Source organism: Dactylosporangium sp. NPDC051484, assembly GCF_040689395.1.
Taxonomy (GTDB): Bacteria; Actinomycetota; Actinomycetes; order Mycobacteriales; family Micromonosporaceae; genus Dactylosporangium.
The window spans coordinates 61,232-74,992 of sequence record NZ_JBFAZX010000009.1 but is presented as its reverse complement, the minus strand read 5'-3'; the positions used below and the strand labels follow the sequence as shown (position 1 = coordinate 74,992).

Below are 13,761 nucleotides of genomic sequence, written 5' to 3'. Positions count from 1 at the left end.
CGCCCGGTGAGCCGGTCCGGCCGGGCCCGACGTCAGCGCGTGACCGGCAACAGCCCGATGCAGCCGTGGCAGGCGCGGACCAGCCGCTACTGGGCGCCGTCACCAGCCCGATCCTGGTCGAGGGCCGGGTCCGGGGCGCCGAACTGGTCAGTGCCGGAGCCCACGAGCAGCCCGGCCGGGCAGGTGACGAGCACGCCGACACCGACGCCCGGGCTGCGGGTCGGGTTCCACGGCAGCGCGGCGCCAGTCAGTCCGAAGCACGCCAGGGGCGCACTCGCCACGCCCGCGCCGGTGAGCGCGGAACGCAGGTCAGTCCGATGCATGCCAGGGGCGCGCCCTGGGTCGCATCTCAACCTCGGGGCGGGTCCAGGGTGCCCAATGTGGCCCAGACCACCTTGCCAGCCGCGGTCGGCGCCGTCCCCCACGCGCTCGCCGCGCTGGCGACGAGGCGCAGCCCGGCACCCCGCGGCGCGAGTGACGGGCCTTCGCCGGCCCACGGCAGCGTGCGCGGCAGCGCCGGGTCGCCGTCCTCCACCGCCAGGTGCAGCAGGTGGTCCCGGCGCGACACCGTCACGGTGAACGGCGTGCCCGCGTGCTCGACGGCGTTCGTCGCCAGCTCGGACACGATCGCGCGGGCCGGGTGGAGCAGGTGGACGAGGCCCCAGGCCAGGCAGGCGTCGGCCACGTGGTTGCGTGCCGCGCACGGTGACAGCACGTCGGGTTGCAGCTGCAGCGCGGTCCGCTGCGGCGGTGGCAGGTCGTCGGCCAGGGCGGCGAGTGCCTCGGCGAGGTTCGCGTAGATCGCCACCCGCTCGGCGACGCCCCCGGTCCGCAGTCGCTCGTGGATGCCGCCGGAGGCTACCGCGACGATCGGCACCGGCGGATCGAGCCCGGTCCCCCGCCGCTCGGCCAGCATCACCGAGGCGGCCATGGCGCTGTCCGCGTCGGCGAAGCGCTCGAGGTCGAGCAGTATCGCCCGTGGCCGCTCGATCAGCGCCTTGCGCACAGCCGCGACGAGGTCGACTCGCAACCGCCGGGTCCAGGCGCCGACCGCGACGATCTGAACCAGCGCAAGATCGACATCAACGCGCACCGCGATCGCCGACTCGACCATGCAAGCATCCTCCAGCGCACCAGCAAATATTTGCAATATGCCACAGGAAGGCGATGTACTGCGGGAAAAGCGGCCAGGTTTCCTGCGATGTTCGCGGGATGTTGCCCGACAGCCCAGGTCATCGCCCGGTCGGGGAACTCCACCATCACCACCAGCGATACGGCCGTCACCGTCGGGTGGACAGCGCTGCTTGAGCAGCGTGCACGCGCCGCCGTCGGATGCCGGGGGGCCGGCCCGGCCCGGATTGTCGCGAGCCGCGCCGGGAGCGCCAGAGACGCGTCGACAGTTGACGGACACCGCCCGCTGCGGGGCCGGTGCCGGCGGCGTCCGTTACGCTGGTCGCGGCGCCGCGCATGGGCGCCGCCGGCGGTGGGGCCCGCCGACCCTCGGATGCGGGGGTGAACCGCGACGCCGCCAACGGTCCCTGCCAGTGAGCTGCCGTATGCCCTGGTAGGGAGGGAATCGATGGTCGAGCGCGACCCCACACCGGTGGACTCCGATATCGACCTGCACGTGCCCGCGGAACGGGCGGAGTTGCGCCCGAGCCCGGTGCCGGTGCTGGCGGCGATCTCGGCCGGCGGCGTGTGCGGGACGCTGGCCCGCTACGGGCTGTCCACGGCCTGGCCGCATCCGCGCGGCGGATTCCCCTGGGCGACGCTGGTGATCAACGTGTCCGGATGCCTGCTCATCGGCGTGCTGATGGTGATCGTGACCGAGGTGGCCACCGAGCGGCGGCTGCTGCGCCCGTTCGTCGGCGTCGGCGTGCTCGGTGGCTACACCACGTTCTCCACGTACGTGATGGACATCCATCAGACCGCGGGGGCGGGCGCGCCCTGGGCGGCGCTGGCGTATCTGGCCGTGACGGTCGTCGGTGCGCTGCTGGCGGTGTGGGCCGGGGCGGCGGCGACCGGCGCGGTGGTGTCGCGATGGGCCGGGCGGGCGAGCGAGCGGGCGATCGCGAAGGCGGGTGCCGCGCGGTGATGCTGCTGCTGGTCCTGGCGGGCGCAGCGGTCGGGGCGCCGCTTCGGTACCTGACGGACCGGGCGATCCAGGCCCGGCACGACTCGGTGTTCCCGTGGGGCACGATGACGGTCAACGTCGCCGGCTCGCTGCTGCTGGGCCTGGTCACCGGCTTGCCGGCCGACCCGGCGGTGACCGCGCTGCTGGGCACGGGCTTCTGCGGCGCGCTGAGCACCTACTCGACGTTCAGCTACGAGACGCTGCGGCTCGTGCAGATCGGCGCCCGGTTCTACGCGGTCATGAACGTGCTCGCCTCGGTGGTCGCCGGCCTCGGCGCCGGCGCGGTCGGGCTGCTGCTGGCCCAGGCAGTACGGTGACTGGCCTGGCCGCCGCTACAGCAGCGCGATGTCGCGGACCCCGGTCACTCTGTCCATGTGCAGCCGGCACAGTAGGCTGCCGGGGGTGCTGTTGACCTCGCCGTAGCGCTCCGCCTCTTCTTCCGGCACATACCGCCGGGCGATCTTGGTAGTCCAGTCGACCAGGTCCGGCGGGTCCTCGGCGACCTCGACCTGGCCGCGAACGGCGGCGAAGTGGTACGGGAACTGTTCCACGTCCACGGTGAGCGCCGCCCTCGGGTTCTCCCGCAGGTGACGGCCCTTCACCGAGTCCCGGCCGGTGCTGAAGACGAGCTCGCGGCCCTCGACGACGAACCAGATCGGCGCCGTGTGCGGGTCGCCGGACGGGCCGGCCGTGGCGAGCTTGCCGGTGTGCGTCCCCTGCGACAGGAACGCGATCGCCTCGTTGTCGGTCATCGTTGGCACACGTGAAGTCTGGCGCGCCGCCGGGCCCGCGCCGGAGGAGCCCCGGGGTGACCCGGCCGGGCTCGATCCGACCTAGGTCCGCGGGCGCTCCGGCAGGGCCTCGGCGAGCAGCTGGACGAGGTGCTTGCCGGGCACGCCGGCGAGGTCGGCGGCCTGGGTGCGGCACGAGAACCCGTCGGCGAGGAACACGTCGTCCTCCCCCGCGTCCCGCAGGGCTGGCAGCAGCTGCTGCTCGGCGACCTGCACCGAGACGTCGTAGTGGCCCCGCTCGACGCCGAAGTTTCCGGCCAGGCCGCAGCAGCCGCCGAGCCGTCGCACGGTGGCCCCGGCCGCCTTGAGCAGCTTGGCGTCGGCGTCCCAGCCCATGACCGCGTGGTGGTGGCAGTGTGGCTGGGCGACGACCCGCACATCGGCCAGCGACGGCGGCGACCAGTCCGGGGTGCGCGCCAGCAGCTCGGCCACCGTCACGGTCGCCGCGCTGACCTTGCGGGCGTCCTCGGTGTCGACCAACTCGACCAGGTCGCTGCGCAGCACGCCGGTGCACGACGGCTCCAGGCCGACGATCGGCACGCCGCGCTCGGCCGCGTCGCGCAGCTGCTCGACGGTCGCCCCGAGGATGCGGCGGGCCGCGTCCAGCTGGCCGGTGCTGATCCAGGTCAGGCCGCAGCACGCGGACTCGGTGGTGATCTCGGGCGCGTATCCGGCGGCGGTCAGTACCTCGACCGCGGCCTTGGCGATCTCCGGGGCGAAGTGGTCGGTGAAGCTGTCGACGAACAGCACGACCGGCCGGCCCGTGGCGGGCCGCTGCGGCGCGCTGGTGCGGAACCACCGGCGGAAGGTCTGGTGGGCGAACTCCGGGATCGAGCGGCGCTTGTCGACCCCGGCCAGGTACAGCGCGATGGTGCGCACGCCCGGCAGCGAGGTGAGCCGGTTGGCCAGCCGCGGCATCCGGGCGGCCAGGCGCGACCAGCGCGGCAGCCGTCCCAGGGAATAGTGCGAACGGGGCCGGAGCCGCCCCTTGTAGCTCTGGTGCAGCACCTCGGCCTTGTACGCGGCCATGTCGATGCCGGTCGGGCAGTCCGAGGCGCAGCCCTTGCAGGACAGGCACAGGTCCAGGGCATCGTGCACGGCGGGGGCGCGCCAGTCGGGGGCGAGGTCGCCGTCGAGCATCTCCTGCAATACCCGGGCGCGGCCGCGGGTCGAGTCCTTCTCGGTGCGGGTGGCCAGGAACGACGGGCACATGACGCCGCCGAGGACGGTCGTGTCGGCGCGGCACTTGCCCACACCCGTGCAGCGGTGCACGGCCTGGTTGAAGTCCCCGCCGTCGCTGTGGTAGGCCAGGGCCAGCTTCGCCCGGACCGGGCGGGCCGACGCGACGCGGATGTCCGCGTCGACCGGGTCGGGATCGACGAGCACGCCGGGGTTGAGCAGGTTTTCCGGGTCGAAGGCCTGCTTGACCGAGCGGAACAGGTCCATCGCCGCCGGGGAGTACATCCGCGGCAGCAGCTCGCTGCGGGCCCGGCCGTCGCCATGCTCCCCCGACAGCGACCCGCCGTAGCGCACGACGAGGTCAGCGGCGTCCTCCAGGAACGCGCGGAACTTCCCCGGTCCGCCCGGCTTGTCGAGCGGGAAGTCGAGCCGGACGTGGACACAGCCGTCGCCGAGGTGCCCGTAGGGCATGGCGCTCAGCCCGTGCTGCTCGGTCAGGGCGTCGAAGTCGCGCAGGTAGTCGCCGATGCGCTGGGGCGGTACGGCGGCGTCCTCCCACCCGGCGTGCGCGGGCAGGCCGGAGGGGGCACGCCCGGCGAGCCCGGCGCCGTCCTCGCGGATGCGCCACAGCGGCGCGGCCTCGGCGGTGTCCTCGACTACCCTCGCGCCGACCGCGCCGGCCGCCGCCACCAGCCGCCGCGCGCGCTCCCGCGCCTCGCCGAGGTCGTCGCCGGCGATCTCGACGAACAGCCATGACCGGCCGTCCGGCAGTGGCGGTACCGCATCCGGACCCCGCCGGCTGCGGACCACCTCGACGATGCGGGAGTCGATGCCCTCACAGGCCGTCGGGGCGAACTCCAGCACGGTGGGGACGGCGTCGCCAGCCGAGCCGAAGTCCGGGTAGCCCAGGACGACCAGCAGGCGGTGCGCGGGGTCGGCGACGAGCCGTACCGTCGCCTCGGTGACCACCGCCAGGGTGCCCTCGCTGCCGACCAGCAGGCCGCTCAGGTCGAAGCCCCGCTCGGGCAGCAGGTGCTCGACGGCGTAGCCGGAGACCTGCCGGCCGAAGCTGGCGAATTCGGTGCGGGCGACCGCCAGGTTGGCCCGGGTGATCGCCTGCAGCGACTCGGCGATCGCCTTGGCGCCCTCCAGGGTGGGTCGCCCCTGGTCGTCCCGCCCGGTGGACAGCCGCTCGCCGTCGATGGTGAGTGCGTCGAGGCCGAGCACGTTGTCCGAGGTCCGGCCGTAGCCGAGGGTCCGCGACCCGCACGAGTTGTTGCCGATCATGCCGCCGATGGTGCAGCGGGTGTGCGTCGACGGATCGGGGCCGAAGCGCAGGCCCAGCGGCCGTGCGACGGCCTGCAGGGTGGCGTGCACGGTGCCGGCCTGCACCCGCGCGGTGCTGGCATCGGCGTCGACGTCCAGCACGCGGTTCATGTGCCGACTGAAGTCGAGCACGACGCCGCGGCCGATGGCGTTGCCGGCCACCGACGTCCCGGCTCCGCGGGCCGTGATCGGCACGCCGAGGTCGCGGCAGACCTCGAGGGTGGCGGCGACGTCGTCGTCGGAGCGGGGCCGGACCACCGCCCGGGGCACGACCCGGTACAGCGAGGCGTCGCTGGAATACGCCGCCCGATGCGCCGCGTCGGCCAGCACGTCACCCACGCCCGCCCGGCTGAGGCGACCGACGAGATCATCTCCAGTGCCGCCGGTCATGTCCCTCTTCCCACTCGCGCCGTGTCGACGGCGATCTTATACCGCCCGGGCCGTGGCACTCTCGCCGCGCCGGATGGCGCCCTCCACATCCGTATCACGATCACGTAAGAACCGAGGAAACGCCTGAACACGGATAAAATGGCACTGTGGGTGCGAGTCCACTGTTGCTGCTGGTGCGCCCGAGGCAGCCGCGTCGCGCGTGGGGGATCGCGGTCGCCGTCTTCATGATCGTGGTTGAGACCCTCCTCGTGTACCCCCTGCTCGCGGTCACGACGACAGCCGCCGTGGATGTGATCTATCTGCTCGGTGTGCTGGTGGTCTCGACGCTGTGGGGACTCTGGCTGGGCGTGGCGACGGCGGTGGCCAGCACCCTCGCGTACGCGTTCTTTCACACCTCCCCGGCCGGGCGTTTCACTGCCACCGACAGCCGGGACTGGGTCCAGCTCGCGATCTTCCTTGTCGTCGCCGTGCTGACCAGCGCCTTGGCGGACATGTCCCGATCGAGGGCTGTCGAGGCGCAGGAGTCCGATCTCACGGCCGAGATGGCCAGCCTGCTGCTGAACGTCGACGACGTCGCCGCGGCGGTGCCCACGGTCGCGCACCGCATCGCGCACGCCCTCGATCTGCCGGCCGCCGCGGTTGAGGTCGAAACGCTCTTCGAGGGAGAACCTCCCCCCGGCGGCGCTTCGCGCGATGTGCGACACACGTTTGCGCTGTACGACGGTGGCACCGCGCTCGGCACCCTGCAAGTGCGTGCTGTGGTGTCCGCCGAGCAGTTGCAGCGTCTGCGGCAGCGCGTCGTGCCGTCGCTGGCGTCGCTGCTGCGCGCCGCGCGGGAACGCGGGGCCATGCTCAACGCGCTGGAACTCAGAGGGGAAGCATTCCAGCGGCTGGCACGGCAGCAGGCCGCGTTGCGACGGGTGGCGACGCTCGTCGCGCGTGGCGCCAGTCCTGCGGAGGTCTTCGACGCGGTCATGACGGAGGTCAGCCGGCTCCTGGACAACCGTCCCACGACACTGGTGCGCTACGAGTCCGACGACAGGTTCACGATCCTCGCGACCAACCAGCCCGGCCTGCCGAAACTGATCGGCAGTGGCCGGCCGATCGAGGACGCCGCCACCGTTGCACGGGTGTGGCACACCGGCGGCGCTGCCCGGATCGATGACTACGCCGAAATCCCCGGCACAAGCGGCGCCCTCGGGCGCGTGTTGGGCGTCCACGCCGCGGTCGGCGTGCCGATCGTGGTCGAGGGCCGGCTGTGGGGTGCGGTGGCCGTCGCGTCCATGCGGCCGGAGCCCCTGCCCTCCGACGCGGAGGCGAGCATCAAGGACTTCACCGACCTCGCCTCCACCGCGATCTCCAACGCCGACAACCGCGCCCAGCTCTTCGCCTCCCGCGCCCGCATCGCCACCGCCGCCGACGAGGAACGCCAACGCATCGAGCACGAACTGCACGCCGGCGCACAACAACAACTCGTCGCCATCTACCTCGAGCTGGGCGCGTTGGGCGCGGCCGAACAGGCCGACACGATACCCCCGCCGGTGCGGGCACAGCTGGCACGAGCAACGGGAGAGCTCAAAGAGGTCGTGCAGCACCTACGGGAGTTCGCACAGAGCATTCATCCCGCGGTCCTCACCACCGGCGGCCTGAAGCCGGCCCTCAACGCCCTCGCCCGCCGGTGCCCGGTCCCGGTCGACCTGCGCATCCACGCTGAGCACCCGCTGCCCGCGGGAGTCGAAACGACCGCCTATCACGTCGTGTCGGAATCCCTGAAGAACGCGGCCAAGCACGCGCACGGGTCGGTCGTGCACGTCGAGGTGACAACACAGCACAAGACACTGCGGCTCGCCATCCACGACGACGGGGTCGGAGGCGCCGACCCCGAGCGAGGAGTCGGACTCATCGGCCTCAAGGACCGTGTCGAGACACTCGGCGGGCACATGACGATCACGAGCCCTCCCGGCGCAGGGACATCGCTACTGGCCACCATCCCGATCGACCACGAATGACCAGCGTCGGCCGGCTTCAGCGTCAGGGCGGCGCGGCGCCTTCGGCAGGGTGATCCGCTTGACTTCCGGTTCAGCCCCGACTTCTGGCGGACGTTGCGGCCGGGCCGCTCGACGGTGCCCTTCGCGCTGGCCGTCATGTTCTTGACCCGCAGGTCTTCCACGGCGACCAGGCCGTGGCTGCGGACGAGCGCCACGGCGGTCTGCGCGGCGAAGTCGGCTCGGCGTGCCCGGATGCGCGCGTTGAGTCGGCCAAGCTGGGCGCGGGTCGCATCGCGGCGCTTCGACCGACGGTTACGTCCGTGAGTGCACAGGGACCGGGACAAGCGTTGCTGCAACCGCTGCAGCCGGCCCACCTCGCCAGGGGTGTTGAAGGCACGGTCGTGCAGGTCGCCATCGGAGGTGGCGACCGCAACGGCCACGCCTCGGTCAATGCCGACCGGCGGCTTCCCGCTGGGGGCGACCTCGGTGATGCCGTCCTGGACGCAGAACGAGACGTACCAGCATCCGCCTTCGCGCAGCACCGTGGCGTTGCGGATCGTGCCGCCGATGGCGCGCGTCCAGCGGAACCGGACTGGGCCGAACTTCGGCAGGCGCACCTCGCCCCAACGCCGGTTCAGGCGCCGCACCGTGATGTGCTTCGGGTCGGGAAACCGGAACGACGGCACCGTGCGCGTCCTGGACCGCCACCGCACCTTCCAGGTGCCGTGCTCGCGGCATGCCCGGTCCAGGTCGCGCAGGGTCTGCTGGAGCGTGTGGGACGGGGCGTCGGCCAGCCACGCGCAGGCCGGGTCCTTCTTGGCCTCGGCCATCTGCCGGGCCTGCTCCACATAGGAGATGTACGCGCCGCGGCGGCGGTACTCGCGGCGCTGCTCCAGGCCGGTGTTCCACACCGCCCGACAGGCTGCGCCGACCTGCTCGGCGTAGGCGGCCTGCTCCGGCATGAAGGCAAGGAGGTAACGGCGACCAGTCAGCATTCAGCGGCTCTTCTGCTGCTCGACGTACCGCTTGACCGCCGCGAGCGGTGCGCCGCCCGTGGTGGCCACGAAGTACGAGTTCGTCCACAGCGTCGGCAGCCGGGACTTCAGCGAGGGGAACTCCTCGCGCAGGACACGCGACGTGCGGCCCTTGATCGCCTTGACCAGCTTGTGGACGCCGTACTGCGGGTCGACCTCGACGAGCAGGTGGACGTGATCGGGCATGACCTCCAGGGCTGCCAGCCACGCCCCTCTCTCCTCGACAACTTCGCGGACGAGCTGCTTGAGTCGTTCCTCGATCCGGCCGCCGAGTACCCGACGCCGGTACTTCGGGCACCACACCACGTGGAAGGCGCACTGGAAGACGACGTTGCCGTTCGACCGCAGCGAAACGGACATATGGACACTTAACAGCAGGCGGCTATCTACTGTTCATGCGGGGTTGATGCGCTAACCCCACGGCTAAAGCCGGGGGTCTGCGCGCTACGCACTTCGATCAGCGCCCGGCCAGGTGCCGGGCGAGATGATCGACCACCTCGCGCGCGTCGTCCTCGATGCCGTGGATGAACGTGGACTTGCGGCGCCGCAGGACGGGCAGTCCCAGCGCATACAGTCCGGGGCTGTCCACGACCACGCCACCCTCGTGGTTCAGCCGGCCCTTCGCATCGACCACGGGCACGTCGAGCCACCCGTAGTCCGGCCGGAAGCCGGTCGCCCACACGATCGCCCGGATCTCGCCGCTGCCCAGGTCGAGCTGCAGCCGGTTCGGTTCGGGTGCCCGCGTCGGGGCGAACGGCTCGGGATCGCCGACCTCGGCGTCACGGCCGTCGCCGCGCGCCCACGCGTCGAACGTCTCCAGCAGGCGCTGCATCTTGAGGTCCGCAAGCGAGAACACGTTACGCAGGCCGCCGGAGAACAAGGCGCGGCCGTCACGCACGGCCGCCAGCCGGCCCACCAGTCCAACGCCCAGCTCGGTGAGGGCATTGAGGTCGAGCGTCGTGCGCTGCGGGGTGCCGACCAGCTGGGGCGAGGGCAGCCGCCGTGCGCGGGTGAGATCGTCGATCTGGTCGTAACGCTGGTCCCACACGCCTGACGCGTGCATCCACCACAGCACGTCCCGTCCGCGATACGTGCGCGGCAGCCGCACGTGCTCACCGACCGAGAGGGTCACGGGCCGGCCCGACCGCTGCAGCTCGGCCGCCAGCTGCACGCCGGTCGCCGAGGCCCCCACGACGAGTACGCCGCCGTCCGGGAGTTTGGCGGGTCCGCGGTAGTCGAACGGCGTAAACTGCTCGATCGACCCCGGTATCGCGCCGGGGAACGGCGGCGGCGCGGGCCGGTTGCAGGCGCCGCTGGCGATGATGACCGCCCGGCAGTGAATCTCGCCGTGGTTGGTCGTCACGTGGTAGCCGTCGTCGGTGCGTCGGACCGACGTGACGTTCGTGCCGGTCCGGACGGGAGCCTGGGACAGCAGGGCGAAGCGCTCGATGAACTCGACCACTTCGCCCATCGTCATGTAACCGTCGGGATCTGGGCCCTCGTAGTGATGGCCCGGCAGGCGGCTCAGCCAGTTGGGCGTGAGCAGCCGCAGGGAATCCCAGCGTTCGCGGCGCCAGGAGTTGGCCACCTCGCCGCGCTCCAGCACGACGTGGTCGATCGACCGGTCGCCGAGAAAGCGGCTCGCCGCGAGGCCCGCATGGCCCGCGCCGATGACGACCGCGGTAGCGCGCTCGATGGCCTTGATGGCTCTGCCTCCGCTCAGGCGACTTCGACGGTGACGTTCGTGGGATTCGTGAGCGCGTCGAACACGGCCGAGCGCTTCTGCGACTGGGCCACCAACGCTTCGATGTCCTGCTTCGAGGCGTCGGCGTCGATGTTGAACGTCACCTTGATGTCGTTGAAGCCGTTGCGGACGTCGCTGTCGGCGCCGAGGATTCCGCGGATGTCGTGGTTGCCCTCGACGACCGACTCGACCGAGCGCAGCTGGATGCCGCGGTTCTGCGCGACGGAGGCCACACCGGCCGTCAGGCAGCTCGCCAGGCCGACGAGCAGATACTCGATCGGCGTGACGCCGTTGTCCTGCGCCGCGAAGACCTCGGGGTGGTCGGCGTCGAACACAGCCTCCGTCTTGTGGCTCTGCTCCTGTCCGAGACCGAAGAACTTCTGGATCGTCGTGGTGCTGTGAACGCCGTGCTGCCACTTGGACGATGCCCGCCAGGTGAACTGGGCGGCCTCGGGCGCGTCCTTGAGCGCCGCGCGCGCGTCGAGCAGTGCCTGGACGTTGACCCCGTTTTCGACCGTCGTCATGTCGCGTAATACCCCTTCAGCCAGCTCCCATATACACCCGGTAGGGATGGTTGACAGTACACCGAGCTGGCGGATCAGGCTATGATCATGCGCATGGGACCCGCCTCGACACGCTCAGCCGGCTCCGTCGGTCGTGTCGAGACACGATACGCCGACCTGCCGGAGCCGATTCAGCTCGACTGCGGACGGGAGCTGCGCGACGTCAGAGTCGCCTACGAGACGTATGGCACCCTCTCCCCGGATCGGGACAACGTCATCCTGGTGTGCCACGCGCTGAGCGGTGACGCCCACGCGGCCGGCGTGTCGGCGGCGTCCGCGCAGAGCACCCGCGACGGGTTCGGGGCGGAGGACCGCGACGGCGCGACCGGCAAGGGTCTTGGTTGGTGGGACGGCATGATCGGTCCCGGCAAGGCGTTCGACACGGACCGGTTCTTCGTGGTCTCCACGAACCTGCTCGGCGGCTGCCGGGGCACGACCGGGCCGTCCTCGATCAACCCGGCGACCGGGGCGCCGTACGGGTCGGACTTTCCCGTCATCACGGTGGCGGACATGGTGCGCACCGAGCGGGCGTTCCTGGACGTCCTCGGCATCGAGCGGCTGGCGGCGGTGGCCGGCGGCTCGCTCGGCGGGATGCAGGCGCTGGAATGGGCGATTCTCTATCCCGATCGGGTCGATGCTGTCGTGGTGATCGCCAGCACGCACGCCCTCCACGCGCAGGGCGTGGCCTGGAACGCGATCGCGCGCGACGCGATCATGCGCGACCCGGCCTGGCAGGGCGGCCACTACCACGGCACGGGCCGCTCCCCCGAGGCCGGTATGGGCGTGGCGCGGATGGTCGGCCACGTCACCTACCTGTCCGCGCCCGGGATGACCGACCGGTTCGGCCGGCGGCTGCAGTTCGCCGACGACATCCGGCACACGATCACGGAACCGGAGTTCCAGGTCGAGAGCTACCTGCGTCATCAGGCCGATTCGTTCGTCAAGCGATTCGACGCCAACACCTACCTCTACACCTCGCGGGCGCTGACGTATTTCGACCTGGCGCGCCAGCACGGCGGTGGATCGCTCGACCGGGCGCTTCGGGACGTCTCGGCACGCACACTGCTGATCGCGTTCAGCTCCGACTGGCTGTATCCGCCGACGGCGTCGCGGGAGATCGAGGACGCCCTGCGCACTCTCGGCAAGCCGGTCGAATGCCATGTGATCGACGCGCCGTACGGCCACGACTGCTTCCTGCTCGAGGAGGCGCGGCAAACGCCGATCATCCAACGATTCCTGGCCGAGGGCGAGGCCGGCGCGTGACGTCGAGAAATGAGGGTTTCGTGACCGAACAGCCGCCGCGGGCCGAGGAGGCCCGCGCCTTCGGGTTCGAGACACGGCAGTTGCATGCCGGGCAACGGCCCGATCCGAACACGGGCGCACGCGCCGTACCGATCTTCCAGACCACCAGCTACGTGTTCGAAGACCCGGAGTCGGCGGCGGCGTATTTCAACCTGCAGGAGTACGGGAACACGTACTCGCGGATCATGAACCCGACCGTCGCGGTGTTCGAGGAGCGGGTGGCCAACCTCGAGGGCGGCTGCGGCGGGGTGGCGTTCGCCAGTGGGATCGCCGCGCAGGCGGCCGCGCTCTTCACGCTGCTGCAGCCGGGTGACCACGTCGTGTCGTCCTCGGCGCTGTACGGCGGGACGGTGAACCAGCTCAAGCACCTGCTGCGGAAGATGAACGTCGAGCTGACCTGGGTCGATCCCGACGATCCGGACGCGTGGCGGCGGGCGGTCCGCGCCAACACGAAGGCGTTCTTCGGCGAGACGATCGGCAACCCCGCCGGCAACGTGCTGGACATCGAGACCGTCGCGGCCATCGCCCACGAGCATGAGCTGCCACTGATCGTGGACAACACGTTCGCGACGCCGTATCTGTGCCGCCCGATCGAATGGGGCGCCGACATCGTGATCCACTCGGCGACCAAGTTCATCGGCGGCCACGGCACGAGCATCGGCGGCATCGTCGTCGAGGCCGGCACGTTCAACTGGTCCAACGGGCGGTTTCCCGTGATCGCCGATCCGTCGCCGGCCTACCACGGCCTACAGTTCCACGAGACGTTCGGCACCTACGGCTACCTGATGAAGCTGCGGGCCGAGACCCTGCGCGACCTCGGCGGGGCGCTCTCGCCGTTCAACGCGTTCCTGTTCCTGCAGGGACTCGAGACGTTGTCACTGCGGATGGATCGCCACGTCGCCAACGCGCGGGCGGTCGCGGCGTTCCTCGAGTCGCACGAACTCGCGGCCAATGTGACCTACGCCGGCCTGCCGGCGAGCAGATACCAGCCGCTGGTGGAGAAGTATCTGCCCCGCGGCGCGGGCGCGGTGTTCTCGTTCGAGTGCGCCGGCGGGCGGACCGGCGGGCAGGACCTCATCCGCGGCGTGACGCTCTGGTCCCACCTGGCCAACGTCGGCGACGCGAAGAGCCTGATCATCCACCCGGCCAGCACGACGCATCGCCAGCTCAGCGACGACGAGCTCCGGGCGGCTGGCGTCGCACCGGGCACGGTGCGGCTGTCGGTCGGCACCGAGTCCGTCGAGGATCTGATCTGGGACCTCGAGCAGGGTTTCGCCCAGGTCGCCGCAGCGGCGGGAAGAGGGTAGCGA

General features: G+C 71.3%; 12 protein-coding genes and 1 pseudogene. 5 read left to right on the top strand and 8 right to left on the bottom strand.

Annotated features, from left to right (window positions below):
• Window positions 1–86: 86 nt before the first annotated feature.
• Together AB0367_RS17915 and AB0367_RS17910 are read right to left on the bottom strand one after the other, a co-directional pair.
• Window positions 87–323, bottom strand: coding sequence for a hypothetical protein (locus AB0367_RS17915; RefSeq protein ID WP_366227435.1), 237 nt, complete (start codon window positions 321–323; stop codon window positions 87–89).
• Between the two features lie 26 nt (window positions 324–349).
• Entirely contained in the window at window positions 350–1,114 is a 765-nt protein-coding gene (locus tag AB0367_RS17910; protein ID WP_366227434.1) for an ATP-binding protein, read from the bottom strand.
• A 465-nt stretch (window positions 1,115–1,579) separates the two neighbouring features.
• On the opposite strand from AB0367_RS17910, the gene AB0367_RS17905 reads away from it, so the two are divergent.
• Complete coding sequence (locus AB0367_RS17905) at window positions 1,580–2,095, top strand: CrcB family protein (RefSeq protein WP_366227432.1); 516 nt, start codon at window positions 1,580–1,582, stop codon at window positions 2,093–2,095.
• Window positions 2,092–2,451 carry a fluoride efflux transporter CrcB gene (gene crcB, locus AB0367_RS17900; RefSeq protein WP_366227431.1) on the top strand — a complete coding sequence of 120 codons (360 nt, stop codon included), beginning with the start codon at window positions 2,092–2,094 and terminating at the stop codon, window positions 2,449–2,451. Before AB0367_RS17905 ends, crcB begins: the two co-directional genes overlap by 4 nt.
• A 15-nt stretch (window positions 2,452–2,466) precedes the next feature.
• On the opposite strand, the gene AB0367_RS17895 is transcribed toward crcB, so the two are convergent.
• Together AB0367_RS17895 and AB0367_RS17890 are read right to left on the bottom strand one after the other, a co-directional pair.
• Window positions 2,467–2,886, bottom strand: a complete 420-nt coding sequence (locus AB0367_RS17895; protein ID WP_366227430.1) for a PPOX class F420-dependent oxidoreductase — start codon at window positions 2,884–2,886, stop codon at window positions 2,467–2,469.
• An 81-nt stretch (window positions 2,887–2,967) separates the two neighbouring features.
• On the bottom strand, window positions 2,968–5,820 hold the full coding sequence (locus AB0367_RS17890; protein WP_366227429.1) for an FAD-linked oxidase C-terminal domain-containing protein: 2,853 nt from the start codon (window positions 5,818–5,820) through the stop codon (window positions 2,968–2,970).
• Between the two features lie 146 nt (window positions 5,821–5,966).
• Here AB0367_RS17890 and AB0367_RS17885 point away from each other — a divergent pair, with 146 nt between their 5' ends.
• Complete coding sequence (locus AB0367_RS17885; RefSeq protein ID WP_366227428.1) at window positions 5,967–7,829, top strand: DUF4118 domain-containing protein; 1,863 nt, start codon at window positions 5,967–5,969, stop codon at window positions 7,827–7,829.
• 68 nt (window positions 7,830–7,897) lie between these two features.
• Here AB0367_RS17885 and AB0367_RS17880 read toward each other — a convergent pair.
• From AB0367_RS17880 to AB0367_RS17865, 4 genes and pseudogenes are all read right to left on the bottom strand, one after another.
• Window positions 7,898–8,803 (bottom strand): annotated as a pseudogene (locus tag AB0367_RS17880) (transposase); the annotation flags it as partial.
• A complete protein-coding gene (gene tnpA / locus AB0367_RS17875; protein ID WP_366227427.1) occupies window positions 8,804–9,202 on the bottom strand; it encodes an IS200/IS605 family transposase in 399 nt (132 codons plus the stop codon).
• Between the two features lie 97 nt (window positions 9,203–9,299).
• Window positions 9,300–10,514 carry an NAD(P)-binding domain-containing protein gene (locus AB0367_RS17870; protein WP_366227560.1) on the bottom strand — a complete coding sequence of 405 codons (1,215 nt, stop codon included), beginning with the start codon at window positions 10,512–10,514 and terminating at the stop codon, window positions 9,300–9,302.
• A gap of 47 nt (window positions 10,515–10,561) precedes the next feature.
• Window positions 10,562–11,110 carry an OsmC family protein gene (locus AB0367_RS17865; protein WP_366227426.1) on the bottom strand — a complete coding sequence of 183 codons (549 nt, stop codon included), beginning with the start codon at window positions 11,108–11,110 and terminating at the stop codon, window positions 10,562–10,564.
• A gap of 93 nt (window positions 11,111–11,203) precedes the next feature.
• On the opposite strand from AB0367_RS17865, the gene AB0367_RS17860 reads away from it, so the two are divergent.
• Together AB0367_RS17860 and AB0367_RS17855 are read left to right on the top strand one after the other, a co-directional pair.
• Window positions 11,204–12,412 (top strand): homoserine O-acetyltransferase, encoded by a 1,209-nt coding sequence (locus AB0367_RS17860; protein WP_366227425.1) that lies wholly within the window; start codon window positions 11,204–11,206, stop codon window positions 12,410–12,412.
• A gap of 20 nt (window positions 12,413–12,432) precedes the next feature.
• Window positions 12,433–13,758 carry an O-acetylhomoserine aminocarboxypropyltransferase/cysteine synthase family protein gene (locus tag AB0367_RS17855; protein ID WP_366227424.1) on the top strand — a complete coding sequence of 442 codons (1,326 nt, stop codon included), beginning with the start codon at window positions 12,433–12,435 and terminating at the stop codon, window positions 13,756–13,758.
• The last annotated feature ends 3 nt before the right edge of the window (window positions 13,759–13,761 follow it).

Excerpts from the sequence above, each read along its gene's own strand:
- AB0367_RS17915 (WP_366227435.1), bottom strand. The coding sequence starts at position 323 with ATGCATCGGACTGACCTGCGTTCCGCGCTCACCGGCGCGGGCGTGGCG.
- AB0367_RS17910 (WP_366227434.1), bottom strand. The coding sequence starts at position 1,114 with ATGGTCGAGTCGGCGATCGCGGTGCGCGTTGATGTCGATCTTGCGCTG.
- AB0367_RS17860 (WP_366227425.1), top strand. The coding sequence starts at position 11,204 with ATGGGACCCGCCTCGACACGCTCAGCCGGCTCCGTCGGTCGTGTCGAG.
- AB0367_RS17895 (WP_366227430.1), bottom strand. The coding sequence starts at position 2,886 with ATGACCGACAACGAGGCGATCGCGTTCCTGTCGCAGGGGACGCACACC.
- tnpA (WP_366227427.1), bottom strand. The coding sequence starts at position 9,202 with ATGTCCGTTTCGCTGCGGTCGAACGGCAACGTCGTCTTCCAGTGCGCC.
- AB0367_RS17905 (WP_366227432.1), top strand. The coding sequence starts at position 1,580 with ATGGTCGAGCGCGACCCCACACCGGTGGACTCCGATATCGACCTGCAC.
- AB0367_RS17865 (WP_366227426.1), bottom strand. The coding sequence starts at position 11,110 with ATGACGACGGTCGAAAACGGGGTCAACGTCCAGGCACTGCTCGACGCG.
- AB0367_RS17890 (WP_366227429.1), bottom strand. The coding sequence starts at position 5,820 with ATGACCGGCGGCACTGGAGATGATCTCGTCGGTCGCCTCAGCCGGGCG.